This is a genomic window from Streptomyces sp. NPDC029014, assembly GCF_055564695.1.
This window is the reverse complement of record NZ_JBVHVT010000019.1, coordinates 35,119-59,450: the sequence shown is the minus strand read 5'-3', so window position 1 is coordinate 59,450 and position 24,332 is coordinate 35,119. Positions and strand designations below refer to the sequence as shown.

The 24,332-nt window shown below is 72.8% G+C and carries 25 protein-coding genes and 1 pseudogene; 23 read left to right on the top strand and 3 right to left on the bottom strand.

What is annotated here, in order from left to right:
• Positions 1–81 precede the first annotated feature (81 nt).
• The 14 genes from rimM to ACZ4VL_RS12980 all read left to right on the top strand — a co-directional run bounded on the left by rimM (position 82) and on the right by ACZ4VL_RS12980 (position 11,675).
• A complete protein-coding gene (rimM, locus tag ACZ4VL_RS13045) occupies positions 82–633 on the top strand; it encodes a ribosome maturation factor RimM (protein WP_404242056.1) in 552 nt (183 codons plus the stop codon).
• Complete coding sequence (gene trmD / locus ACZ4VL_RS13040) at positions 633–1,454, top strand: tRNA (guanosine(37)-N1)-methyltransferase TrmD (protein WP_468199140.1); 822 nt, start codon at positions 633–635, stop codon at positions 1,452–1,454. Before rimM ends, trmD begins: the two co-directional genes overlap by 1 nt.
• A gap of 133 nt (positions 1,455–1,587) precedes the next feature.
• On the top strand, positions 1,588–1,938 hold the full coding sequence (gene rplS / locus ACZ4VL_RS13035) for a 50S ribosomal protein L19 (RefSeq protein WP_468199137.1): 351 nt from the start codon (positions 1,588–1,590) through the stop codon (positions 1,936–1,938).
• Positions 1,939–1,981: 43 nt separating this feature from the next.
• Positions 1,982–2,755 carry a signal peptidase I gene (gene lepB, locus ACZ4VL_RS13030; protein ID WP_468199135.1) on the top strand — a complete coding sequence of 258 codons (774 nt, stop codon included), beginning with the start codon at positions 1,982–1,984 and terminating at the stop codon, positions 2,753–2,755.
• A complete protein-coding gene (lepB, locus tag ACZ4VL_RS13025) occupies positions 2,748–3,890 on the top strand; it encodes a signal peptidase I (RefSeq protein WP_468199133.1) in 1,143 nt (380 codons plus the stop codon). Before lepB (ACZ4VL_RS13030) ends, lepB (ACZ4VL_RS13025) begins: the two co-directional genes overlap by 8 nt.
• 112 nt (positions 3,891–4,002) lie before the next feature.
• Positions 4,003–4,893, top strand: coding sequence for a signal peptidase I (gene lepB / locus ACZ4VL_RS13020; protein ID WP_468199130.1), 891 nt, complete (start codon positions 4,003–4,005; stop codon positions 4,891–4,893).
• A 42-nt stretch (positions 4,894–4,935) separates the two neighbouring features.
• Positions 4,936–5,748, top strand: a complete 813-nt coding sequence (gene lepB / locus ACZ4VL_RS13015; RefSeq protein ID WP_468199128.1) for a signal peptidase I — start codon at positions 4,936–4,938, stop codon at positions 5,746–5,748.
• Positions 5,738–6,241: an NUDIX hydrolase gene (locus tag ACZ4VL_RS13010; protein WP_468199126.1), complete on the top strand. Its 504-nt coding sequence runs from the start codon at positions 5,738–5,740 to the stop codon at positions 6,239–6,241. The genes lepB (ACZ4VL_RS13015) and ACZ4VL_RS13010 overlap by 11 nt, the downstream gene beginning before the upstream one ends.
• Before the next feature lie 55 nt (positions 6,242–6,296).
• Positions 6,297–6,605: a DUF2469 domain-containing protein gene (locus tag ACZ4VL_RS13005; RefSeq protein ID WP_179178094.1), complete on the top strand. Its 309-nt coding sequence runs from the start codon at positions 6,297–6,299 to the stop codon at positions 6,603–6,605.
• 107 nt (positions 6,606–6,712) lie between these two features.
• Entirely contained in the window at positions 6,713–7,084 is a 372-nt protein-coding gene (locus ACZ4VL_RS13000; protein WP_468199124.1) for a YraN family protein, read from the top strand.
• Positions 7,084–8,724 (top strand): YifB family Mg chelatase-like AAA ATPase, encoded by a 1,641-nt coding sequence (locus ACZ4VL_RS12995; RefSeq protein WP_468199122.1) that lies wholly within the window; start codon positions 7,084–7,086, stop codon positions 8,722–8,724. The genes ACZ4VL_RS13000 and ACZ4VL_RS12995 overlap by 1 nt, the downstream gene beginning before the upstream one ends.
• 83 nt (positions 8,725–8,807) lie before the next feature.
• Entirely contained in the window at positions 8,808–9,962 is a 1,155-nt protein-coding gene (gene dprA / locus ACZ4VL_RS12990; protein WP_468199228.1) for a DNA-processing protein DprA, read from the top strand.
• A gap of 266 nt (positions 9,963–10,228) precedes the next feature.
• Positions 10,229–11,065, top strand: coding sequence for an RNA polymerase sigma factor WhiG (gene whiG, locus ACZ4VL_RS12985; RefSeq protein WP_361095282.1), 837 nt, complete (start codon positions 10,229–10,231; stop codon positions 11,063–11,065).
• 52 nt (positions 11,066–11,117) lie between these two features.
• Positions 11,118–11,675, top strand: coding sequence for a TetR/AcrR family transcriptional regulator (locus tag ACZ4VL_RS12980; protein ID WP_468199225.1), 558 nt, complete (start codon positions 11,118–11,120; stop codon positions 11,673–11,675).
• A gap of 187 nt (positions 11,676–11,862) precedes the next feature.
• On the opposite strand, the pseudogene ACZ4VL_RS12975 reads toward ACZ4VL_RS12980, so the two are convergent.
• Positions 11,863–12,246, bottom strand: a pseudogene (locus tag ACZ4VL_RS12975) (peptidoglycan DD-metalloendopeptidase family protein); the annotation flags it as partial.
• Between the two features lie 249 nt (positions 12,247–12,495).
• Between ACZ4VL_RS12975 and rpsB the strand changes: the two are divergent.
• The 9 genes from rpsB to ACZ4VL_RS12930 all read left to right on the top strand — a co-directional run bounded on the left by rpsB (position 12,496) and on the right by ACZ4VL_RS12930 (position 22,423).
• Positions 12,496–13,362, top strand: coding sequence for a 30S ribosomal protein S2 (rpsB, locus tag ACZ4VL_RS12970; RefSeq protein WP_468199119.1), 867 nt, complete (start codon positions 12,496–12,498; stop codon positions 13,360–13,362).
• Between the two features lie 135 nt (positions 13,363–13,497).
• On the top strand, positions 13,498–14,334 hold the full coding sequence (tsf, locus tag ACZ4VL_RS12965) for a translation elongation factor Ts (protein ID WP_361095286.1): 837 nt from the start codon (positions 13,498–13,500) through the stop codon (positions 14,332–14,334).
• A 163-nt stretch (positions 14,335–14,497) separates the two neighbouring features.
• Positions 14,498–15,277: a UMP kinase gene (gene pyrH, locus ACZ4VL_RS12960; protein WP_179175889.1), complete on the top strand. Its 780-nt coding sequence runs from the start codon at positions 14,498–14,500 to the stop codon at positions 15,275–15,277.
• An 85-nt stretch (positions 15,278–15,362) separates the two neighbouring features.
• Entirely contained in the window at positions 15,363–15,920 is a 558-nt protein-coding gene (gene frr, locus ACZ4VL_RS12955; RefSeq protein WP_468199116.1) for a ribosome recycling factor, read from the top strand.
• Complete coding sequence (locus tag ACZ4VL_RS12950; protein WP_468199114.1) at positions 15,920–16,993, top strand: phosphatidate cytidylyltransferase; 1,074 nt, start codon at positions 15,920–15,922, stop codon at positions 16,991–16,993. Before frr ends, ACZ4VL_RS12950 begins: the two co-directional genes overlap by 1 nt.
• A 222-nt stretch (positions 16,994–17,215) precedes the next feature.
• A complete protein-coding gene (gene rlmN, locus ACZ4VL_RS12945; protein ID WP_468199112.1) occupies positions 17,216–18,331 on the top strand; it encodes a dual-specificity RNA methyltransferase RlmN in 1,116 nt (371 codons plus the stop codon).
• 254 nt (positions 18,332–18,585) lie between these two features.
• Positions 18,586–19,689 carry a thiamine ABC transporter substrate-binding protein gene (locus ACZ4VL_RS12940; protein WP_468199110.1) on the top strand — a complete coding sequence of 368 codons (1,104 nt, stop codon included), beginning with the start codon at positions 18,586–18,588 and terminating at the stop codon, positions 19,687–19,689.
• A gap of 44 nt (positions 19,690–19,733) precedes the next feature.
• Positions 19,734–21,350: an ABC transporter permease gene (locus ACZ4VL_RS12935; protein WP_468199108.1), complete on the top strand. Its 1,617-nt coding sequence runs from the start codon at positions 19,734–19,736 to the stop codon at positions 21,348–21,350.
• Positions 21,350–22,423 carry an ABC transporter ATP-binding protein gene (locus tag ACZ4VL_RS12930; RefSeq protein ID WP_468199106.1) on the top strand — a complete coding sequence of 358 codons (1,074 nt, stop codon included), beginning with the start codon at positions 21,350–21,352 and terminating at the stop codon, positions 22,421–22,423. The genes ACZ4VL_RS12935 and ACZ4VL_RS12930 overlap by 1 nt, the downstream gene beginning before the upstream one ends.
• Here the strand turns inward: ACZ4VL_RS12930 and ACZ4VL_RS12925 are convergent.
• Together ACZ4VL_RS12925 and ACZ4VL_RS12920 are read right to left on the bottom strand one after the other, a co-directional pair.
• Positions 22,386–23,312, bottom strand: a complete 927-nt coding sequence (locus tag ACZ4VL_RS12925; RefSeq protein ID WP_468199104.1) for a DMT family transporter — start codon at positions 23,310–23,312, stop codon at positions 22,386–22,388. The two genes, ACZ4VL_RS12930 and ACZ4VL_RS12925, sit on opposite strands and share 38 nt — an antisense overlap.
• Positions 23,313–23,381: 69 nt before the next feature.
• Complete coding sequence (locus tag ACZ4VL_RS12920; RefSeq protein WP_468199102.1) at positions 23,382–24,299, bottom strand: DMT family protein; 918 nt, start codon at positions 24,297–24,299, stop codon at positions 23,382–23,384.
• Positions 24,300–24,332 lie beyond the last annotated feature (33 nt).

Here is a 24,332-nt window from a genome sequence, read left to right as displayed (position 1 = left end):
GCAGTTGAATCACCGGCACGGGCCGGGGAGGGCATGCGTGCCCACCCCGGCCCGTCGTCGTCTGGACAGGAGAGACAGACAGTGCAGCTGGTAGTCGCGCGGATCGGCCGCGCCCACGGGATCAAGGGTGAGGTCACCGTCGAGGTGCGGACCGACGAGCCGGAGCTGCGGCTCGCGCCCGGTGCCGTGCTGCTGACGGAGCCGGCCTCCACGGGCCCGCTCACCATCGAGACGGGCCGGGTGCACAGCGGGCGCCTCCTGCTGCGCTTCGAGGGGGTCAAGGACCGCAACGGCGCCGAGGCGCTGCGCAACACGCTGCTGATCGCCGAGGTGGACCCGGCGGAGCTCCCCGAGGAGCCCGACGAGTACTACGACCACCAGCTGATGGACCTGGACGTCGTCCTGGAGGACGGCACCGAGATCGGCAGGATCACCGAGATCAGCCACCTGCCCTCGCAGGACCTCTTCATCGTCGAGCGGCCGGACGGCTCCGAGGTGATGATCCCCTTCGTCGAGGAGATCGTCGCCGAGATCGACCTGGAGGAGCAGCGCTGCGTCATCACCCCGCCGCCCGGGCTGATCGACGACCGCGCCGAGATCGTCTCCTCGCGCGACAATGGGGAAGAAGCCTGATGCGGCTCGACGTCGTCACGATCTTCCCCGAGTACCTGGAGCCGCTGGACGTCTCCCTCGTCGGCAAGGCGCGGGCCCGCGGGCAGCTCGACGTACACGTCCACGACCTGCGCGACTGGACGTACGACCGGCACAACACGGTCGACGACACCCCGTACGGCGGCGGCCCCGGCATGGTCATGAAGACCGGGCCGTGGGGCGAGGCCCTGGACGAGGCCCTGGCCGACGGGTACGAGGCCGGGGCCCACGGGCCGGTCATCGTCGTCCCCACGCCCAGCGGCCGCCCGTTCACGCAGGAACTGGCCGTCGAGCTCTCCGAGCGGCCCTGGCTGATCTTCACCCCCGCCCGCTACGAGGGCATCGACCGGCGCGTCATGGACGAGTACGCCACGCGCATGCCGGTCTACGAGGTCTCCATCGGCGACTACGTCCTGGCCGGCGGCGAGGCCGCGGTACTCGTGATCACCGAGGCCGTGGCCCGGCTGCTGCCCGGTGTCCTCGGCAACGCCGAATCGCACCGCGACGACTCCTTCGCCCCCGGCGAGATGGAGAACCTGCTGGAAGGGCCGGTCTACACCAAGCCGCCCGAGTGGCGCGGCCGCGGCATCCCGGACGTGCTCCTCAGCGGCCACCACGGGAAGATCGCCCGCTGGCGGCGCGACGAGGCGCTGCGCAGGACCGCGCAGAACCGCCCGGACCTGATCGAGCGCTGCGAGGCGTCCGCGTACGACAAGAAGGACCGGGAGCTGCTCGGCGCCCTGGGCTGGAAGCCGACCGGCGACGGCCGATTTTGGCGCAGGCCACGGACCGTGGAAGAATAAGCGGCTGCTGTGTGCTCGCGTGCGCCCCTGCCACAGGGGGACAGTCGTGCGGCGAGTGGCGCAGCTCCCGAATTCTCTACGAAAACCCGCACCGGCGACCTGTGGCGTCGTGCGAAGAAAGCAGACGAAGAACATGTCTCACCTGCTCGACGGCGTCAACGCCGCCACGCTGCGCTCGGACGTCCCGGCCTTCCGCCCGGGTGACACCATCAACGTCCACGTCCGCGTCATCGAGGGCAACCGCTCCCGTATCCAGCAGTTCAAGGGTGTCGTCATCCGCCGCCAGGGCGCCGGCGTCTCCGAGACCTTCACCGTTCGCAAGGTCTCGTTCAGCGTCGGTGTCGAGCGCACCTTCCCGGTGAACTCCCCGATCTTCGAGAAGATCGAGGTCGTCACCCGCGGTGACGTGCGTCGCGCCAAGCTGTACTACCTCCGTGAGCTCCGCGGCAAGGCCGCGAAGATCAAGGAGAAGCGCGACCGCTGATCTCCTCTCCGGATCCGGGGGGCGGCCGGATAGGCTCGCCCCAATGGACACCGAAGCAGAGCTCACTCGACGCGGCCACTCTTCCCCCGGTACGGGGGAGGGGCGGCCGCGTTCTGCTTTTCGGGGTTCCGCACGCAGTCTCGCCGGGCGCGGCCTGCGGGCCCTGCCGACCTGGCGCGGGGCCGTGGTGCTCGGTGTGCTGTGCACGGTGTTCCTGCTGCTGCTCAGCAATTTCGTGGTGCAGCCCTTCCTCATCCCGAGCAAGTCGATGGAGCCGACGCTCCGCGTCGGGGACCGGGTGCTGGTCAACAAGCTGGCGTACCGTTTCGGCGATCAGCCGCGGCGCGGGGAGGTGGTCGTCTTCGACGGCACCGGTTCCTTCGTGCGGGAGCCGGCCGCGGGCGACCCGGTCGCGGGGCTGGTCCGCGGGGCGGCTTCCGCCCTCGGGATCGGCGAGCCGTCCGAGACGGACTTCGTGAAGCGGGTCATCGGGGTCGGCGGCGACGACGTGGTGTGCTGCGACGCCGAGGGGCGGATCGCGGTCAACGGGGCGCCGGTGGACGAGCCCTACCTTTACCCCGGCGACATGCCGTCGAAGGTACCGTTCCGGATCGTGGTGCCGCTGGGCACCCTGTGGGTCATGGGCGACCACCGCTCCCAGTCCCGGGACTCGCGGGACCACCTGGGTGAGCCCGGCGGAGGGATGGTGCCTGTGGACAAGGTGATCGGACGGGCCGACTGGATCGGCTGGCCGGTTTCGCGCTGGGGTGCGACGGGCCCACGCGGCGGCGGTACGGCGGGCGGCGCTCATGGGTAGCCGCGGCCGGGCCCGCGGCGGGCGGGGTCGCGCGGACCGGGTCACCGCCGCCGACCTGCTGCGCGACGACGCCGTACGCGCCGAGCAGGAGCGCGCCGACTGGGAACGCGCCGAGCGGGAGCGGGCCGAGCAGGAGCGCGCCGAGTGGGAGCGGGCCGAGCAGCAGCGCGACGAGTGGGAGCGCGCCGAGCGGGCGCGCGGTGAGGGAGCACGCGCTGAAGGGGCGCGCGGCGGCGGCCGCGCCGAGCAGCGTCGTGCCGAGCGGCCGCGCCGTGGCCGTGGCCGTGCTCCGGAAGCGGAGCCGGAGCCGAAGACGCGGGCCCGCAAGGGCTCCCGCGCCCCGGCCGGCGGGCCGGAGGGCGGTGGCCGGGCCGAGCGGCGGCGGCTGGCGCGCAGGATCCGCAGGCGCCGGCGCACCCGCCGGGCGGGCGAGGTGCCGCTGCTGGTGATCGCGGCGCTGTGCATCGCGCTTCTCCTGAAGACCTTCCTGGTGCAGGCGTTCTTCATCCCGTCCGGGTCCATGGAGCAGACCATCCGGATCGGCGACCGGGTCCTCGTCGACAAGCTGACCCCGTGGTTCGGCTCGCCGATCGAGCGCGGCGACGTCGTCGTGTTCAAGGACCCGGGGGGCTGGCTCAAGGGCGAGGCGGCGCGCCCGCCCAAGGACCCCGTCGGCGTCAAGCAGATCAAGCAGGGCCTGACCTTCATCGGCCTGCTGCCGTCGGCCGACGAACAGGACCTGATCAAGCGGGTCATCGGCGTCGGCGGGGACACCGTCGTGTGCTGCGACGCCAAGGGCCGCGTCACCGTCAACGGCGCGCCGCTCGACGAGCCGTACGTGAACCCCGGGAACGCGCCCTCGGAGATCCGCTTCGAGGTGCAGGTGCCGCCCGGACGGCTGTTCGTCATGGGCGACCACCGTGCGAATTCGGCCGATTCCCGCTTCCACCTCGACGAGGACTTCCAGGGCACCATCGACGAGAAGGGCGTGGTGGGGGAGGCCGTGGTCATCGCGTGGCCGTTCGACCACTGGCGAAAGCTGGAACAGCCCGCGACCTTCAACACGGTGCCCGATCAGCAACGCAGCGGGCGACGCGGCCGCCGCGGGCACCGCGGACGCCCACCCGTCGCATAGTGTGTCCTCGGTCTCCCGCGCCCTTGGGAACTCCCGCTCGTTAAGGGAGGGGAGGACCCGTGCCGTATCCGGCGCGGGCGGCAATTCCGAGTGAGGAGTGGATGTGGGGGACGTGGCGGTAGGCGCGCGGTCCGGACGCGACGAGGGCGAGGAGCGGCCGGACGGCATCAAGCGCGATGCCGAGCGCGAGGCCCGCGAGGCCGAGGACGGCGAGGACGGTGCCGAGGAGCGCCCGCAGCGCTCGTTCTGGAAGGAGCTCCCGCTCCTCGTCGGCATCGCACTGCTGCTCGCCCTGCTGATCAAGACCTTCCTGGTGCAGGCGTTCTCGATCCCGTCCGACTCGATGCAGAACACCCTGCAGCGCGGCGACCGGGTGCTCGTGGACAAGCTCACCCCGTGGTTCGGCTCGGAGCCCGAGCGCGGCGAGGTCGTGGTCTTCCACGACCCGGCGAACTGGCTGGCCGGGGAGCCCACCCCGGAGCCCAACTTCCTGCAGACGATCCTCAGCAAGATCGGCCTGATGCCGTCCGCGGACGAGAAGGACCTGATCAAGCGGGTCATCGCCACCGGCGGGGACACGGTCGAGTGCAAGAAGGGCGGACCGGTCGTCGTCAACGGCAAGCCGCTGGACGAGCCGTACATCTTCCCCGGGAACACCCCGTGCGACGACGCCCCGTTCGGCCCGCTGACCGTGCCCAAGGGCAAGATCTGGGTGATGGGCGACCACCGCCAGAACTCGCAGGACTCCCGCTACCACATGCAGGACTCCACCCAGGGCTTCGTGCCGGTCGACAAGGTCGTCGGACGGGCCGTGGTCGTCGCGTGGCCGGTCACCCGCTGGGCGACCCTGCCGGTTCCGGACACCTTCGACCAGCCGGGCCTCGGGGACCAGGCCGCGGCCAAGGCGATCGGCGCCGGCCCGGCCGCGCTGGGGCTCGTCGGAGCCGTGCCCGTGGTGGTGTGGCGCCGGCGGAGGCTGACCAGCGGGACTACCGGCAGGTAGGGTGCCGCCCAGGTCGTCGATCCCGGATGTGGGGGCGCTGCTATGGGCGGAACGCCGAAAGGCACTACACAGACAAGCAGTACGCAGGGAATACGCAGTGGCAAGGACGGCCGCGGCGGTGTCGGCAACGTGTTGTCCGGGATCGCCGTGGCCGTCGGCTTCGTGCTCTTCCTCGGGGGGTTCGTGTGGGCCGCGCTGCTCTACCAGCCGTACACGGTGCCGACGGACTCGATGATGCCGACCGTGAAACCCGGTGACCGGGTGCTCGCGCAGCGGATCGACGGCGACGAAGTGCGCCGCGGGGACGTCGTCGTCTTCACTGATTCCATGTGGAGCGACTCCCCCATGGTCAAGCGGGTCGTCGGCATCGGCGGCGACACCGTGAAGTGCTGCGGGGAGGGCGGCCGGCTCACCGTGAACGGCAAGGAGCTCGACGAGCCCTACCTCGACCGCAGCCGGCCGGTGATGCTGGACGGCACGGCTCCCGGGGCGGGCTCCCCGGCCGGCACCCCGTTCGAGGTGACCGTGCCCGAGGGCAACCTCTTCCTGCTCGGCGACAAGCGTTCCAACTCGCTCGACTCCCGGGCCCACCTCCAGGAGGCCGGCCAGGGGACCGTGGCCCGCTCGACCGTCCGCGGCCGCGTCGACGCCCTCGCCTGGCCCTCCATGTCCATGGTCGGCCGGCCTGCGGCGTACGCCGACCTGCCCGGCGGGACCTCGGAGCCCGGGCCGCTGCGGCTCCAGGTCGCCGCCATCGCCGCCGGGGCCGCCCTGGTGGTGCTGGGAGCCGCGTACGGGCCGCTCGTACGGGTCCTCGGGCGCGGACGCAGGCAGGAGCCCGCCGGTGTCCGGTGACCGGGCCGCGGACGGCCCCCGCAAGGTGTCCCGGGTGATCCTGTTGGACCCCGCGGACCGGATCCTGCTGCTGCACGGCTTCGAGCCGGACGACCCGGCGGTCGACTGGTGGTTCACGCCGGGCGGCGGGCTGGAGGGCGGCGAGAGCCGGGAGCAGGCCGCGCTGCGGGAACTCGCCGAGGAGACCGGGATCACCGAGGTGGAACTGGGGCCGGTGCTGTGGCACCGGTACTGCTCCTTCCCGTTCGCCGGGCGGCGCTGGGAGCAGGACGAGTGGTACTACCTGGCCCGGACCACGCAGACCCGGACCGAGCCGCGCGGGCTCACCGAGCTGGAACGGCGCAGTGTCTCCGGAGCCAGGTGGTGGCGGCCGGAGGAGCTCCTGGGTGCCCGCGAGACGGTGTACCCGACCAGGCTGGCGGAGCTGCTGAGGGTGCTGCTGGACGACGGCCCCCCGGCCACGCCGGTGCAGCTGGCGCCGGAAATCGTCTAGGGCCGCGCCGGCCTGCCGCACAATAGGGAGACGCACGGCTGAAGGGGAACATGCCATGAGCGCCGAGGACCTCGAGAAGTACGAGACCGAGATGGAGCTGAAGCTCTATCGGGAGTACCGCGACGTCGTCGGGCTGTTCAAGTACGTGATCGAGACGGAACGCCGCTTCTACCTCACGAACGACTACGAGATGCAGGTGCACTCGGTCCAGGGAGAGGTGTTCTTCGAGGTCACGATGGCCGATGCCTGGGTGTGGGACATGTACCGGCCGGCCCGCTTCGTCAAGCAGGTCAGGGTGCTGACCTTCAAGGACGTGAACATCGAGGAGCTCAACAAGACCGACCTCGAACTCCCGGGCAGCTGATCCTTCACTCCTGCGGGTGAGCGCGTCGTCCACAACGCCCCCACCGTCCACCAAGATCCACAGGGTGGGCCGGTCCGCGGGATCGTCGGGGCCGGAGGTGGTGCCCGATGGACGCGAAGGACGTGGCGCGACAGGCGCTGGGGCGGTACGGGGAGGATCTGGCGGCGCGGCGGCTGGCCGAGGCCGGCATGACGGTCATCGCGCGGAACTGGCGGTGCCGCGGCGGGGAGATCGACATCGTCGCGCGGGACGGTGACGCCCTCGTCGTGTGCGAGGTCAAGACGCGCCGCGTGGGGCGCTTCGAGCATCCCATGGCCGCGGTCCGGCCGGGCAAGGCCGAGCGGCTGCGCCGGCTCGCCGGGCGCTGGCTCGCCGACCACGGCGGGCCGCCCCCGGGCGGGGTGCGCATCGACCTGGTGGGGGTCGTGCTGCCGCGGCGCGGCGCGCCGGTGGTGGAGCACGTCCGGGGGGTGGCGTGATGGGCTTCGCACGGGCCTGCTCGGTCGCCCTGGTGGGCGTCGAGGGCGTGGTGGTGGAGGTCCAGGCCGACCTGGAGCCGGGGGTCGCGGCGTTCACGCTGGTGGGCCTGCCCGACAAGACCCTCGTCGAGAGCCGGGACCGGGTGCGGGCCGCCGTCGTGAACTCGGGCGCCGCCTGGCCGCAGAAGAAGCTCACGGTCGGGCTCAGCCCCGCCTCGGTGCCGAAGTCGGGCGCCGGCTTCGACCTGGCCGTGGCGGCGGCGGTGCTGGGCGCCGCCGAGGTGGTCGATCCCGCGGTCATCGCCGACCTGGTGCTCGTCGGGGAGCTGGGCCTGGACGGCCGGGTCCGCCCGGTGCCGGGCGTGCTGCCGGCGGTCCTCGCCGCGGCGGAGGCCGGGTACCGCAGCGTGGTCGTGCCGCACGGCTGCGCCCCCGAGGCGCGGCTGGTCCCGGACGTCTCGGTGCTCGGCGTACGCAGCCTGCGCGGCCTGATCGCGGTCCTCACCGGCGGGGCGGCCGCCGAGGACGAACCGCCGGAGGGGATCGAGCCGCCGGGGCCCGGGCCGGGGCCGGCCGGCCTGCTGGTCCCGGGAGCCGGGCTGGGCACCGGGGTCGTGCCGGGCGGGGGAGCGGCGGGGCAGACCCCCGACTTCCCCGATCTGGCCGACGTGGCCGGGCAGCACACGGCGCGCCGCGCCCTGGAGGTGGCCGCCTCCGGGGGCCACCACCTCTTCCTCAGCGGGCCCCCTGGGGCCGGCAAGACGATGCTGGCCGAGCGGCTCCCGTGGATCCTGCCGCCGCTCACCCGGCAGGACTCCCTGGAAGTCACCGCCGTCCACTCCGTCGCGGGGATCCTGCCGCCCGGCGACCCGCTGGTCAGCAGGCCCCCGTACTGCGCGCCGCACCACTCGGCGACCATGCAGTCGCTGGTCGGCGGCGGGGCGGGCGTCCCGCGGCCCGGGGCGGTCTCGCTGGCCCACCGGGGCGTTCTTTTTCTTGACGAAGCCGCGGAGTTCGGCACCAAGGCGCTGGACGCGCTGCGCCAACCGCTGGAATCGGGGCGGGTGGTCATCGCCCGGGCAGCCGGGGTGGTGCAGCTGCCGGCCAGGTTCCTCATGGTGCTCGCGGCGAACCCCTGCCCGTGCGGGCGGCACGGGCTCCAGGGCGCCGGCTGCGAATGCCCGGCCTCGGCCGTGCGGCGCTACCAGGCGCGGCTGTCCGGGCCGCTGCTGGACCGGGTGGACCTGCGCGTCGGGGTCGAGCCGGTCAGCCGCGCCGAGCTGCTCGGTGGCGGCGGCCGCGGGGAGGCCACGGCGGCGGTCGCCGCCCGGGTCCGGCAGGCCCGGGACCGCGCCACGGCCCGGTTGGCCGGCACCCCGTGGCGGCTCAACGCCGAGATCCCCGGGCACCAGCTGCGGACCCGCTGGCCGGCGACGCCCGGGGCGCTGGCGCAGGCCGAACGGGACCTGGAGCGCGGCCTGCTCACGGCCCGCGGGCTGGACCGGGTGCTGCGGGTCGCCTGGACGGTGGCCGACCTGCGGGGCAACGACCGGCCCGACGCGCTGGACGTGGCCGTCGCGCTGGAGCTGCGGACCGGGATCGGCCGCGGGGCCGTCCTGGCGGCGGGATCCGGGCCGTGACCGCGGCGGGCGGTCCCGCGCCGGGGCGGGACGAGGCCCCGGGGGCGGAGCCGGACGGTGCGTCGACTGCGGACGTACGGGACATGCGGGAGGCACGGGACGCGTGGGAGGACCCCGGGTCCGAGGTGGCGGCCCGCGCCGCGCTGACCCGGGTGCTGGAGCCCGGGGACGAACACGGTGGGCGCTGGCTGCGCGAGCACGGCGCCGTCGGCCTGATGCGGCTGCTGACGGGCCCGGACCCGGAGCCGGCGGCCCTCGGCGGCGTCGGGTCCCGGCGGCTCGCCGGATACCGCGCCCGGGCCGCGGTCGCCGACCCCCGCCGGGACCTGGCGGCCGCCGCCGCGGCGGGCTGCCGGTTCGTCTGCCCCGGGACGGCGCAGTGGCCGACCCAGCTCGACGACCTCGGCGACGCCCGGCCCGTCGGCCTGTGGGTGCGGGGCACCCCCGACCTGCGGACCTGGGCGCTGCGCTCGGTCGCCATGGTCGGCGCCCGCGCCTGCACCCCGTACGGCGCGCACATGGCCCACGCCCTGGCCGCCGGGCTCGCCGAGCGGGGCTGGGTGGTGGTGTCCGGAGCCGCGTACGGGATCGACGGCGCGGCCCACCGCGGGGCCCTCGGCAGCGGCGGGGCCACGGCCGCGGTGCTCGCCTGCGGGGTGGACGTCGCCTACCCGCGCGGACACGCGGGGCTGCTCGGGGCCATCGCCGGCCAGGGGTTGGTGCTGGGGGAGCTGCCGCCCGGCAGCCACCCCACGCCCGCCCGGTTCGTGCTGCGCAACCGGGTCATCGCGGCCCTCACCCGGGGCACCGTGGTGGTCGAGGCCGCCCACCGCAGCGGCTCCCTGGTCACCGCGCGCCGGGCCCGGGAGCTGGGGCGGTTCACCATGGGCGTCCCCGGCCCCGCCACCAGCGGCCTCTCGGCCGGGGTGCACGAGCTGCTGCGGGGCGAGGCGGTGCTCGTCACCGACGCCGCCGAGGTCGTCGAACTCGTCGGCGGGATCGGGGAGCTCGCCCCCGAACGGCGCGGGCCCGTCCTGCCCCGGGACCTGCTGCACCCGGAGACGGCCCGGGTGCTCGAAGCGCTTCCCGCCGGCCGCCCCGCCCGGGTGGAGGAGCTCGCCCTCGCCGCGGCCACCGGAACCGATGAAGTCATCGGCAGACTGTACGAACTTCACTCCCTGGGGTTCGTCGAACGGCTGGGCGACGCCTGGCGGTTGACGCCGCAGACACGCCGATGAGCCACACGAACCGGTGGCACCCGGCGAGGCGTTCGCTGACCTGGGGCGTTCCGGTGAAAGAGTGAAGCCGATGAAAGACGCGGTCCTTCCGTCGGCAGCAGCCGGGACCGAGCGCCAGGCGCCGGTCCCGGGTCACCCGTGCGGGCCGGGAGGCCCGTGCGGGCCGGGACGCGCCTGGGGCCTTATACGATCCCGTACTCTTCGCGCACCGCGACAATCCCGTCACGCTACGCTCCCAAGGAATCCCGCTCCGGCAAAGGCGAAGCATGCCCCAGCACATCTCAGGGTCCGACCGCGCCGCCGCGCCCCCCGCTGCCCGCGGCAGCGTGCGCGCCACCGCGCCCTCGTCCCTGGACGCGCTGTGGCGCTCGTACAAGGAGACGGGTGACGAACGTCTGCGCGAGCAGCTGATCCTGCACTACTCGCCCCTGGTGAAGTACGTCGCCGGCCGGGTCAGCGTGGGCCTCCCGCCCAACGTGGAGCAGGCCGACTTCGTCTCCTCGGGGGTCTTCGGGCTGATCGACGCGATCGAGAAGTTCGACCTCGACCGCTCCATCAAGTTCGAGACGTACGCGATCACCCGGATCCGGGGCGCGATGATCGACGAGCTGCGGGCACTGGACTGGATCCCCCGCTCCGTACGGCAGAAGGCGCGGGCGGTCGAACGGGCCTACGCCACGCTGGAGGCCCAGCTGCGCCGCACCCCGACCGAGCAGGAGGTCGCGGGCGAGATGGGCATCGCGGTGGAGGAACTCCACACCGTCTTCAGCCAGTTGTCGTTGGCGAACGTGGTCGCCCTGGAGGAGTTGCTGCACGTCGGCGGGGAGGGCGGCGACCGCCTCTCGTTGATGGACACCCTGGAGGACACCGCCGCCGACGACCCGGTGGAGGTGGCCGAGGACCGCGAGCTGCGCAGGCTGCTGGCCCGCGCCATCAACACGCTGCCCGAGCGCGAGAAGACCGTGGTCACCCTGTACTACTACGAGGGCCTCACGCTTGCCGAGATCGGCAACGTGCTCGGGGTGACCGAGAGCCGGGTCAGCCAGATCCACACCAAGTCCGTGCTGCAACTGCGCGCCAAGCTTGCGGATGTGGGCCGCTGAGCCACCCCGACCTCCGTACAGTGGGCGGGTGCCCAGGATTCGAGCGGCCTCCGTGGCCGAGCACCGGTCGATGCAGCGTCGCGCCCTGCTGGACGCGGCACGCTCCCTGCTGTCCGAGGGCGGGACGGAGGCGCTGACCTTCCCCGCCCTGGCGCAGCGCACCGGGCTCGCCCGGTCCTCCGTGTACGAGTACTTCCGGTCCCGCGCCGCCGTCGTCGAGGAGCTGTGCGCGGTCGACTTCCCCGTGTGGGCCGCCGAGATCGAGGCCGCCATGGAGCAGGCGCCGACCCCCGAGGCGAAGATCGAGGCGTACGTACGCAGCCAGCTGGGCCTGGTCGGCGACCGCCGGCACCGGGCCGTGGTCGCGATCTCGGCGAGCGAGTTGGACGCGGGCGCGCGCGAGAAGATCCGCGCGGCGCACGGCGACCTCGTCGCGATGATCGTGGAGGCCCTCTCGGCCCTGGGGCAGGAGCAGCCCAGGCTGGCGGCCATGCTGCTCCAGGGCGTGGTCGACGCGGCGGTGCGGCGGATCGAGCTCGGCGCCGCCGAGGACCCCGCCGTCGTGACGGAGACGGCCGTCGCGATGGCCCTGCGGGGCGTGCGCGGCTGACCCGCGGCGCACTCCCCTGCCGTCGCCCCGGCCCGGGGGTCCCCGGGTGGGCCGGCCGCCCCGGCGGGCCGTCGGGCGGGTCCGCCGCCGGCAGCAGCCGCGGCGCGGGGCGCGCCAGCAGCGACAGCGGGTTGAGGTACGTGTCGCCCGCCAGCAGGCCCCAGTGCAGGCAGGGGCCGGCGCAGTGGCTCCCGTCCGTCAGCACCGCCACGACCTGGCCCGCGGCGACCGGCTCCCCCTCGGCGACGAGCGGGCGGACCGGCTCGTAGGTGGTGCGCAGTCCGCCGGGCAGGGTCAGGGACAGGACCCCGCGCCCGGCCACCGGGCCCGCGAAGTGGACCCGCCCGGGCCCCACGGCCCGCACCTGCGCCCCGGCCGGGGCGGCGAGGTCCACCCCGCGGTGCCCCGCCGCGTACGGGGTCGGCGGCGGATCCCACCAGCGGACCACCGCGAGCGGCGCGGGCAGCGGCCGCGAGACGTGCAGGACCGTGGCGGCGGGCAGGGCGCCCGCCGCCGGCGGCGCGCCCGTGCGGGCCACCGCCAGCAGCAGCGCGAGCAGCAGTGTCGTCATGCCCGCAGCGTCCCGCACCCCCGCCGGGGACGACGGAGCCTGTGGACGGGCGGCCCGCTGTGGACAGCGGCGTCACCTGGCATACCGCCCGGTCCCGTACACTTCTTACGGCGATCCGGGTCACCGGGTCGACTTCGCACGCCCCAGCACCGGCCGGACAGGCCGGGTGGCAGCGTCTCTCGGTCCCTTTTTCCGGGGGCAGGACGCGGTGGGGCGTCAGGACCAAACCGAGAAAACAAGGAGATGGCCATGGCCGTCGTAACGATGCGGGAGCTGCTGGAGAGCGGCGTCCACTTCGGTCACCAGACCCGTCGCTGGAACCCGAAGATGAAGCGCTTCATCTTCACCGAGCGCAACGGCATCTACATCATCGACCTGCTCCAGTCGCTGTCGTACATCGACCGCGCCTACGAGTTCGTCAAGGAGACCGTCGCGCACGGCGGCTCCATCATGTTCGTCGGTACGAAGAAGCAGGCCCAGGAGGCCATCGCCGAGCAGGCGACGCGCGTCGGCATGCCGTACGTCAACCAGCGCTGGCTGGGTGGCATGCTCACCAACTTCTCGACCGTCTACAAGCGCCTGCAGCGCCTGAAGGAGCTTGAGGCGATCGACTTCGAGGACGTCGCCGCCTCGGGTCTCACCAAGAAGGAGCTCCTGGTCCTCTCCCGCGAGAAGGCCAAGCTGGAGAAGACCCTCGGTGGTATCCGCGAGATGCAGAAGGTGCCGAGCGCCGTCTGGATCGTCGACACCAAGAAGGAGCACATCGCCGTCGGCGAGGCTCGCAAGCTGAACATCCCGGTCGTCGCGATCCTCGACACCAACTGCGACCCCGACGAGGTCGACTACAAGATCCCGGGCAACGACGACGCGATCCGCTCCGTCACCCTGCTCACCCGCGTGATCGCCGACGCCGTCGCCGAGGGCCTCATCGCCCGTTCCGGCGCTGCGACCGGTGACTCGAAGCCGGGCGACAAGGCCGCCGGCGAGCCGCTCGCCGAGTGGGAGCGCGACCTGCTCGAGGGCGAGAAGAAGGCCGACGCGGCCGAGGCCGCCCCCGCCGCCGACGCCGCCCCGGCCGCCGAGGCGGCCCCGGCCGCCGAGGGCGAGCAGGCCTGACCCGCTGAGGGCGCCCGGCGTTCACGCGCCGGGCACTCGCAGGACGGACGATGACGGCGGGGGAGCCGCGCCACGAGCGCGGCGCCTCCGCCGTTCACCCGTAGATCTACGACTTCGAGAGAGAATCACAGACTCATGGCGAACTACACCGCCGCTGACGTCAAGAAGCTCCGCGAGCTCACCGGCGCCGGCATGCTGGACTGCAAGAACGCGCTCGTCGAGGCCGACGGTGACGTGGAGAAGGCCCAGGAAGCCCTCCGTATCAAGGGTCAGAAGGGCGTCGCCAAGCGCGAGGGCCGTTCTGCCGAGAACGGTGCCGTGGTCACCCTGATCGCCGACGACAACACCTCCGGTGTCATCGTCGAGCTGAAGTGCGAGACCGACTTCGTCGCCAAGGGCGAGAAGTTCCTGGCCGTCGCCAACCAGCTGGCCGCGCACGTCGCCGCCACCTCCCCGGCCGACATCGAGGCGCTGCTCGCGTCCGAGATCGAGCCCGGCAAGACCGTCACCGCTTTCGTCGACGAGGCCAACGCCAACCTCGGCGAGAAGATCGTCCTGGACCGCTTCGCGCAGTTCACCGGCGGTTACGTGACCTCCTACATGCACCGCACCATGCCCGACCTGCCGTTCCAGATCGGTGTCCTGGTCGAGCTGGACAAGGAGAACGCCGACGTCGCCCGCGGTGTCGCGCAGCACATCGCCGCGTTCGCCCCGCAGTGGCTGTCCGCCGAGGACGTCCCGGCCGAGAAGGTCGAGTCCGAGCGCCGCATCGCCGAAGAGGTCACCCGCGCGGAGGGCAAGCCCGAGGCTGCCATCGCCAAGATCGTCGAGGGTCGCGTCAACGGCTTCTTCAAGGAGGCCACCCTCCTGGGCCAGCCGTACGCCCTGGACAACAAGAAGTCCGTCCAGAAGGTCCTGGACGAGGCCGGTGTCACCCTGAAGCGCTTCGCGCGCATCAAGGTCGGCATCTGAGTCCGTCCGTACAACGACGGACACCGGACCCCGGTAGGGTCTGAGGCAGTCGTCCGCGTACGCGCGGAACGACCGCAGATCTGACGAGGAGGCCATTGCCGTAGAGGGAACCGCGAGGACCCACCGGCAATGGCCTTCTTCGTATGTGCACGAGGAGATCTCCATGAATCAGGGCGTGGACCCCCACAACGCTTCCGACGACAAGAGCGACCACGGCAAGAAGGGCCGCCGCTTCATGCTGAAGCTGTCCGGCGAAGCCTTCTCCGGTGGCGGCGGACTGGGCGTCGACCCCGACGTCGTCCATGCCATCGCGCGCGAGATCGGCGCGGTGGTCCGGGACGGCGCGGAGATCGCCGTCGTGATCGGCGGCGGCAACTTCTTCCGAGGCGCCGAACTCCAGCAGCGCGGCATGGACCGCGCCCGGTCCGACTACATGGGCATGCTCGGCACCGTCATGAACTGTCTCGCCCTCCAGGACTTCCTGGAGAAGGAAGGCATCGACTCCCGCGTGCAGACGGCGATCACCATGGGCCAGGTCGCCGAGCCGTACATTCCGCTGCGGGCCGTACGGCACCTGGAGAAGGGCCGCGTCGTGATCTTCGGCGCCGGTATGGGCATGCCGTACTTCTCCACCGACACCACGGCCGCCCAGCGTGCCCTGGAGATCGACGCCGAGGCCCTGCTCATGGGCAAGAACGGCGTCGACGGGGTCTACGACTCCGACCCCAAGAAGAACCCCGACGCGGTGAAGTTCGACGCGCTGGAGTACGGCGAGGTACTGTCCCGCGACCTCAAGGTCGCCGACGCCACCGCCATCACGCTGTGCCGCGACAACAAGCTGCCGATCCTGGTGTTCGAACTGCTCGCCGAGGGCAATATCGCCCGCGCCGTCAAGGGTGAGAAGATCGGGACGCTCGTCAGCGACCAGGGAACCCGGGCCTGAGCGGTCCGCAGCCGGACCGGTCCCCGCGGGGCCCGGCCCGCACCGCTCGCCTGAACCATCCATTCAAGACATGCAGGAGCACGTGGTGATCGAAGAAATCCTCCTCGAGGCCGAGGAGAAGATGGAGAAGGCCGTCGTCGTCGCCAAGGAGGACTTCGCCGCGATCCGCACGGGCCGTGCGCACCCGGCGATGTTCAACAAGATCATGGCGGACTACTACGGCGCCATCACCCCCATCAACCAGCTCGCGTCCTTCTCGGTGCCCGAGCCCCGCATGGCCGTGGTGACCCCGTTCGACAAGAGCGCCCTGCGCAACATCGAGCAGGCCATCCGCGACTCCGACCTGGGCGTCAACCCGAGCAACGACGGCAACATCATCCGTGTGGTGTTCCCGGAGCTCACCGAGGAGCGCCGCAAGGAGTACATCAAGGTCGCCCGCGGCAAGGCCGAGGACTCCAAGGTCTCTATCCGCTCCGTCCGCCGCAAGGCCAAGGACGCCCTCGACAAGCTCGTCAAGGACAAGGAGACGGGCGAGGACGAGGTGCGCCGCGCCGAGAAGGAGCTCGACGACACCACCGCGAAGTACGTGGCGCAGGTGGACGAGCTGCTCAAGCACAAGGAAGCCGAGCTGCTCGAGGTCTGATGAACGACTCTCCCTGGGCCACGGAGCCGGTTCCGGCGGGTCCCGCATACGATGCGCTGGTGGGACCGCACACTCGGCCCATGCCCATCGTGCCCGATGCCGCCGGCCGTGACTTCGACGACCGGGAAGCACGCGATCGGGGGGCTGCCGCCGGCGGCCCCCCGTTCCGCGCCGAGATGCCGCCGCAGGAGCCCATGCCCAGCCCCCCGCCCCCGCCTTCCCAGGCACCGCAGGACTCCTCGCCCCCGCCGCAGAAGAAGAAGGCCGGGCGAGACCTGCGGGCCGCCATAGGGGTCGGCGTCGGCCTCGGTGCGGTGATCTTCGCTTCGCTCTTCATCGTGAAGGCGGTCTTCGTCGGCGTCATCGTCGTCGCGGTCGTCGTCGGCCTGTGGGAGCTCACCTCCCGGCTCCAGGAGAAGAAGGGCATCAAGGCGCCGCTCGTCCCGCTGGCGATCGGCGGCGCCGCCATGGTCATCGCCGGGTACGTGCGCGGTGCCGAGGGTGCCTGGGTGGCCATGGCCCTGACGGCGCTGGCCGTCCTGGTCTGGCGGATGACCGAACCGCCCGAGGACTACCTGAAGGACGTCACGGCGGGTGTCTTCGCGGCGTTCTACGTGCCGTTCCTGGCGACCTTCGTCGCGATGCTGCTCACGGCGGACGACGGCCCGCAGCGGGTGGTCACCTTCCTGGCGCTGACCGTGGTCAGCGACACCGGCGCCTACGCGGTCGGCTGGCGCTTCGGCAAGACCAAGCTCGCGCCGCGCATCAGCCCCGGCAAGACCCGCGAGGGGCTCTTCGGCGCGGTGGCCTTCTCGATGGGGGCCGGTGCGCTGTGCATGGAGTTCCTGATCGAGGGCGGTGCCTGGTGGCAGGGCCTGATCCTCGGTCTGGCGGTCGCGGTCAGCGCCACGCTGGGTGACCTGGGCGAGTCGATGATCAAGCGGGACCTGGGCATCAAGGACATGGGCACCCTGCTCCCGGGCCACGGCGGGATCATGGACCGGCTGGACTCCCTGCTGCCGACCGCTCCCGTGGTCTGGCTGCTGCTGGCCCTGTTCGTCGGCACCGGCTGACCGCCGGGGCCCGACCGCCGGGGCGGACGGCCGCGAACGGACCGTCGGCACCGGCTGGGCCGACCGGGTTATCCTGAAGGGCGCACCATTTCCGTGGTGCGCCCTTTCCCCGTGATCGCGGGGATGCATCTCGTGAGGTCTCCGGGCGCGGACCGCGCCATCGCCATCGGCTCCGCCACGTGCGGAGCCCGTCGGACCTCGTCGCCTGAGGAAGGACCGATCATGGCACCCCGCCCCGCTCCGGGAGAGCTCACCTTCGTCGCGCCCAGGGGGGCGAAGAAGCCGCCCCGGCACCTCGCCGACCTGTCGCCGGCCGAGCGTCGCGAGGCGGTCGCCGCGATCGGCGAGAAGCCGTTCCGGGCCAAGCAGCTCTCGCAGCACTACTTCGCGCGCTACGCCCACGACCCCGCGGAGTGGACCGACATCCCGGCGTCCTCCCGCGAGAAGCTCCGCGAGGAGCTGCTGCCCGACCTGATGAACGTCGTCCGGCACATCTCCTGCGACGACGACACCACCCGCAAGACCCTGTGGCGCCTGCACGACGGCACCCTCGTCGAGTCCGTGCTGATGCGCTACCCCGACCGGGTCACCATGTGCATCTCCTCCCAGGCCGGCTGCGGCATGAACTGCCCGTTCTGCGCCACCGGCCAGGCGGGCCTGGACCGCAACCTGTCCACCGCGGAGATCGTGCACCAGATCGTCGACGGCATGCGCGCCCTGCGCGACGGCGAGGTCCCCGGCGGCCCCGCCCGGCTGTCGAACATCGTCTTCATGGGCATGGGCGAGCCGCTGGCCAACTACAACCGGGTCGTCGGGGCCATCCGCCGGCTGACCGACCCCGAGCCCGACGGCCTCGGCCTGTCGCAGCGCGGCATCACCGTCTCCACCGTCGGCCTGGTCCCGGCGATGCTGCGGTTCGCCGACGAGGGCTTCAAGTGCCGTCTCGCCGTCTCGCTGCACGCCCCGGACGACGAGCTGCGCGACACCCTCGTGCCGGTGAACACCCGCTGGAAGGTCCGCGAGGTCCTCGACGCGGCCTGGGAGTACGCGGAGAAGTCCGGCCGCCGGGTCTCCATCGAGTACGCACTGATCCGCGACATCAACGACCAGGCCTGGCGCGGCGACCTCCTGGGCAAGCTCCTCAAGGGCAAGCGCGTCCACGTCAACCTGATCCCGCTGAACCCGACGCCGGGCTCGAAGTGGACCGCCTCGCGTCCCGAGGACGAGCGGGCCTTCGTCGAGGCCATCGCCCGGCACGGGGTGCCCGTGACCGTGCGTGACACCCGCGGCCAGGAGATCGACGGTGCGTGCGGCCAGCTGGCCGCTGCGGAGCGGTAGCTTCCGCTTCCGTCGGAGCCGTTTCGGCCGCGGGGTACCCTGTGGCCGAACCAATTGCATATTCCGACAGGGGAGCGCCACAGCGCTGAGAGTGCGGCACCGTCAGCCGCAGACCCTCTGAACCTCGCCCCGGTCATTCGGGGTAGGAAGTTCGGTCACCACTCAAGCTGTTGCGCCCTGCCCCGGCGCCCGCTCCGACAGAGCGCCGGGGCAGGGCCGCGTCTTCTCCTGGTCATCCCAGGAGGAATTCACCAGTGAGCACCACCAAGAAGATCGCGGGCGTCGCGCTCGCGGCCGCCCTGGGCGTCACCACGCTCAGCGCGTGCGGCGGCGACGGCGGCAAGGGCGAGGCCGAGGGCACCGCCAGCGGGGCGCCCAAGTCCAAGACGGTCACGCTCGTCGCCCACGACTCCTTCAACGTGACCGAGACGGTCCTGAAGGAGTTCGAGCAGCAGAGCGGCTACACCGTCAAGGTCCTCAAGTCCGGGGACGCGGGCGCCGCCCTCAACCAGGAGATCCTCACCAAGGGCTCCCCGCGCGGCGACGTGTTCTTCGGCGTCGACAACACGCTCCTCTCGCGCGCCCTCGACAACGGCATCTTCACCCCGTACGAGGCCAAGGGCCTGGCCGGGGTCAAGCCCGAGTACGTCCTCGACAAGCAGCACCGGGTCACCCCGGTGGACTCCGGCGACATCTGCGTCAACTACGACAAGGCCTACTTCGCCGACAAGGGGATCGCCCCGCCGCAGACCCTGGACGACCTGCTCAAGCCCGAGTACAAGAACCTGCTGGTCACCGAGAACGCGGCCACCTCCTCCCCGGGCCTGGGCTTCCTGCTGGCCACCGTCGGCAAGTACGGCGAGGACGGCTGGAAGGACTACTGGAGCAAGCTCAAGGCCAACGGCGTTGAGGTCGTCGACGGCTGGGAGCAGGCGTACAACGAGCGCTTCTCCGGCTCCGCGGGCGGTAAGAAGGCCAAGGCCGACCGCCCGCTGGTGGTCTCCTACGCCTCCAGCCCGCCGGTCGAGGTGCTGTACGGCGAGCCGCAGCCGGCCGAGGCCCCCACGGGCGTGGCCACCGGCACCTGCTTCCGCCAGGTCGAGTTCGCCGGCCTGCTCAAGGGCGCCAAGAACGAGGAGGGCGGCAAGGCGCTGATCGACTTCATGATCGGCAAGAAGTTCCAGGAGGACATGCCGCTCCAGATGTTCGTGAACCCGGTGGTCAAGGACGCCGCGCTGCCGGAGCTGTTCACGAAGCACGGCGTGGTCGTGGAGAAGCCCGAGACCGTGGCTCCCGAGACCATCGCCAAGAACCGTGAGCAGTGGGTCAAGACATGGTCCTCGCTCGTCGTGAAGTAGCCGCGGGCAGGAAAGGGCGCGGTGCGGCCGTCAGGCTGGCCCTGATGGCCGCACCGCTGGCCTTCTTCGCACTGTTCTTCGCCTACCCCGTCACCGCCATCGTCGGCCGCGGCATCCGGACCGACACCGGCTGGCAGTTCGGCCGCATCGGCGAGGTGCTGACCCGGCCCGACATCGCCGGGGTGCTCTGGTTCACCGCCTGGCAGGCGCTCGCCTCCACGGTGCTGACCCTGCTGGTCGCGCTGCCGGCCGCGTACGTCTTCGCCCGGCTGCAGTTCCCCGGCAAGCAGCTGCTGCGGGCCGTGGTCACCGTCCCCTTCGTGCTGCCCACCGTGGTCGTCGGCACCGCCTTCCTGGCGCTGGTCGGGCGGGGCGGGATGCTGGAGGAGCTGTGGGGGGTCCGGCTGGACACCACCGTGTGGGCGATCCTCCTCGCGCACGTCTTCTTCAACTACGCCGTGGTCGTCCGCACCGTCGGCGGGCTGTGGGCGCAGCTCGACCCCCGCCAGGAGGAGGCCGCCCGGGTGCTGGGCGCCGGGCGGTTCGCCGCGTGGCGGCGGGTGACGCTGCCCGCGCTGGTCCCGGCGGTGGCCGCGGCCGCCCTCATGGTCTTCCTGTTCACCTTCACCTCGTTCGGCGTCGTGCAGATCCTCGGCGGGCCCTCGTACGCCACGCTGGAGGTGGAGGTCTACCGGCAGACCGCGCAGCTGCTGGACCTGTCCACGGCCGCCGTCCTGACGATGGTCCAGTTCGCCGCCGTCGCCCTGATCCTCGCCGTGCACGCCTGGACCGTGCGCCGGCGCGAGACCGCGCTGCGGCTGGTGGACCCGGCGCGGACCGCGCACCGGCCGCGCGGGTTCGGGCAGCGCGCCCTGCTGGGCGGGGTGCTGCTGACGGTGGCGCTGCTGATCGTGCTGCCGCTGGGCGTGCTCGTGGAGCGGTCCTTCGATGCCCCGGGCGGGTACGGGCTGGGCTTCTACCGGGCGCTGCAGAGCGCGGGCTCGGGCGGCGGAACGTTTCTCGTGCCGCCGTTGGAGGCCGTCTGGAACTCCCTCCAGTACGCCCTGGCCGCCACCGCCATCGCCCTCCTGGTCGGCGGGCTCGCGGCCGCCGCGCTGACCCGGCGGGCGGGCCCCTTGGTCCGCGGTTTCGACGCCCTGCTGATGCTGCCCCTCGGGGTGTCCGCGGTGACCGTGGGCTTCGGGTTCCTGATCACCCTGGACGAGCCGCCGCTGGACCTGCGGACCTCCTGGATCCTGGTGCCGCTGGCGCAGGCGCTGGTCGGCGTGCCCTTCGTCGTACGGACCATGCTGCCGGTGCTGCGGGCCGTGGACACCCGGCTGAGGGAGGCGGCCGCCGTGCTGGGCGCGTCCCCGCTGCGGGCCTGGCGGGAGGTGGACCTGCCGCTGGTGCGGCGGGCCCTGCTGATCGCCGCCGGGTTCGCCTTCGCCGTGTCCCTCGGGGAGTTCGGGGCCACCGTCTTCATCGCGCGGCCCGACCGGCCGACGCTGCCGGTGGCCGTGGCCCGGCTGCTGGGCCGGGCCGGGGAGCTGAACTACGGGCAGGCGATGGCCCTGAGCACGATTCTGATGCTGGTGTGCGCGGCCGCCCTGCTGGTGCTGGAGCGGCTGCGCCCCGACAAGACCTCGGGAGAGTTCTGATGACGTTGCTCGAACTGGCCGGGGTCTCGGTCCGCTTCGGCGAGCGTGCCGTCGTCGACCGGGTGGACCTCCGGGTCGCCGAGCACGAGATCGTGTGCGTCCTCGGGCCGAGCGGCAGCGGGAAGTCCACGCTGCTGCGGGTCGTCGCCGGGCTCCAGCCCGTCTCGGCCGGCCGGGTCCTGCTGGGCGGGGCCGACCAGGCGCGGGTGCCCGTGCACCGGCGGGGGGTCGGGCTGATGTTCCAGGACCACCAGCTGTTCCCGCACCGCGACGTCGGCGAGAACGTGGCGTTCGGCCTGCGCATGCAGGACGCCGCGGCCGGTCCGGGCCTGCCCGGTCTGCGGCTGCCGGGTCTGCGCCGCGGATCCCGCAGCCCCGCTCAGGACCGGGTCGCGGAACTGCTCGAACTGGTCGGGCTGCCCGGGGCCGGGCAGCGCCCGGTGTCCTCCCTGTCGGGCGGCGAGCAGCAGCGGGTCGCGCTGGCCCGGGCGCTGGCCCCGTCGCCGCGGCTGCTGATGCTGGACGAGCCGCTGGGCCAGCTGGACCGCGGACTGCGCGAGCGCCTCGTGGTGGAGCTGCGCGGGCTGTTCTCCCGGCTGGGCACCACCGTGCTGGCCGTCACCCACGACCAGGGCGAGGCCTTCGCCCTGGCCGACCGGGTCGTCGTGATGGGCGAGGGCCGCATCGCGCAGGCCGGGACCCCGCTGGAGGTGTGGCAGCGCCCGGCCTCCGAGTTCGTGGCGCGGTTCCTCGGCTTCGAGAACGTCGTCCCCGCCACGGTGTCGGGCCGCGTCGCCGCGACCGCGTGGGGCGAGGTCCCGGTGCCGGAGGGCTCCCCGGAGGGGGAGCAGCGGGTGCTGGTCCGCCCTGCGGGCGTGGTGCTCGCGGCGGCCGGCCTCGGCTGCGAGGTGCTGTCCCGGACCTTCCGCGGCACGCACGTGGCGCTGCGGCTGCGCCCCGGCGCCGGTCCGGACCTGGAGGCCGAGTGCGGGCTGGCCGCCGCCCCGGCCGTGGGGGACCGGGTCGCGGTGGCGTTCACGCCGAGCGAGGTGGTCGTCCTTCCGGAGGCCTGACCGGGGCTTCGGGAGCCGGGCGGGGCCGGCGCAGCGCGCCGAGGTACACCCCGGCGAGCACGATCGGCGTGCCCAGCAGCAGCGAGAGGGTCAGCGGCTCGCCGTCCAGCCGGGCCGAGGCGAGGATCGCGATGACGGGGGCCATGACGAACGCGTACGCCGCCCGGGCCGCGCCCCAGTGCTGGATCACGAGCAGGTAGCACACGAAGGTCAGCACGGAGCCCGCCACGACCAGGTACGCCAGCGCCCACCAGGTCGCGGTGCGTTCCGGCGCCGCCCACTGGTCGCCCGCGACGGCCGACCCGGCGAACAGGGCGACCGCACCGGTCCCCATGCCCACCGCGTTCATGGCCACCGGGTGCACCGCCGGCAGCCGCTGCACCAGTACCGCGGCCTCGGCCAGCGACAGCACGCTCCCGAGTGTGGCGAGCAGGGCCAGGGGCGGTACCGAGCCGCGGAGCGGGGCCTGGGAGATGACGGCGACCCCGGCCCCGGCGCACAGCGTGCCCACGGCCGCCGTGGCGCGCAGCCGTTCCTGCCGCTGTGCGACGGCGAGCAGCAGGGTGGCCAGCGGGACGAGCGCGAGGAGCGTCTGCACGAGCCCGGCGTGGATGTGCACGAGGGCGTGGTACAGGAGGGCGAACGTGACGCCGAAGTTGAGCAGCCCGTACAGGGCCGCCCCGGCCAGGGCCCGCCCCCGCGGCCAGGGCATCCGGAGGAGGGCCATCACGCAGGCCAGCACCAGCGCCGCGGCACCGAACCGCAGGGCGGCGCTCCACAGCGGGTCGAGCTCCCGCAGGCAGAACCTGACCCCGACGGCGTTGGCCCCGGCGAGGACGGCGCCGGCCGCGAACGCCGCCGTGGCCACCCGGTCGCGGCGGTGGTCCATCCCCCCACCGTAGGCCGCCGCGCGGTACCCCGCGGGGCGTCACGTCACCAACCTGGCGGCCGAGTACAACTAGCGCAGCTGCGCCGGCTCCCGCTCCGGCTCCCGGCCCGGCTCCGGGGCGTCGGCCCCGTCGTGGTTGCCGTACCAGGCCACGGCCACCGCGCCGGCCACCGCGAGGACGAAGCCCAGCACGGCCAGCCAGGCCAGGCCAGGCCGGGACGCGTCGCCGAGCCACAGCACGCCGATCGCCCCGGGCAGCACGGTCTCGCCGACCACCAGGGCGGCGGTCGCCCCGTTCACCGAGCCGATCTGCAGGGCCACGGTGTGCAGGTACATGCCGCCGACGCCGGCCAGCACGATGGCGTAGAGGGCCGGGTCGCCGAGCAGGGCGGCCGGGTCGAAGGGGTCGATGCCGTTCAGGATGCGCACGCCGACGCCGAGCGCGCCGAAGGCGAGGCCGGACAGCAGGCCCGCGAGGATCGCCGCCCGCCCGCCCAGCAGGCGTACGGCCACGGTGCCGCCCACGATGATCAGCGCGGTCACGGCGAACAGCCACCAGTGGGTGGCCATGGGGGCGTGGTGGCCGCCCTCGTGGCCGGCGGCCGTGGCCAGCAGCACCAGCGCCGCGCACACGACGCCGATGGAGATCCACTCCTTGCGGGTGAGCCGCAGGCCCAGCATCCGCACGCTCAGCACCGCCGTGATCACCAGGTTGGCGCTGATGACCGTCTGGGACAGGAAGAGGGGGAGCAGGCGGGCGGCGAGCGCGCCCAGGCCGAAGCCCGCGAAGTCCAGGATGGTGCCGACGATGAACTCCCAGGTCATCGCGGCCTTCGCGGTGGACGACAGGTTGGGGCCGCCGTGTGCGGTCACCCCGGCGGCGGCGGGGTTCGCCCGGGCGGCCCGGCGCGATCCGACGGCTTGCAGGACGGATCCCGTGCCGTAGCAGATGGACGCCGCTATCGCGGTCAGCAGGCCTATGAGCACCGGTGGCTCCGTTCACGTGTGACAGGTTGTGCC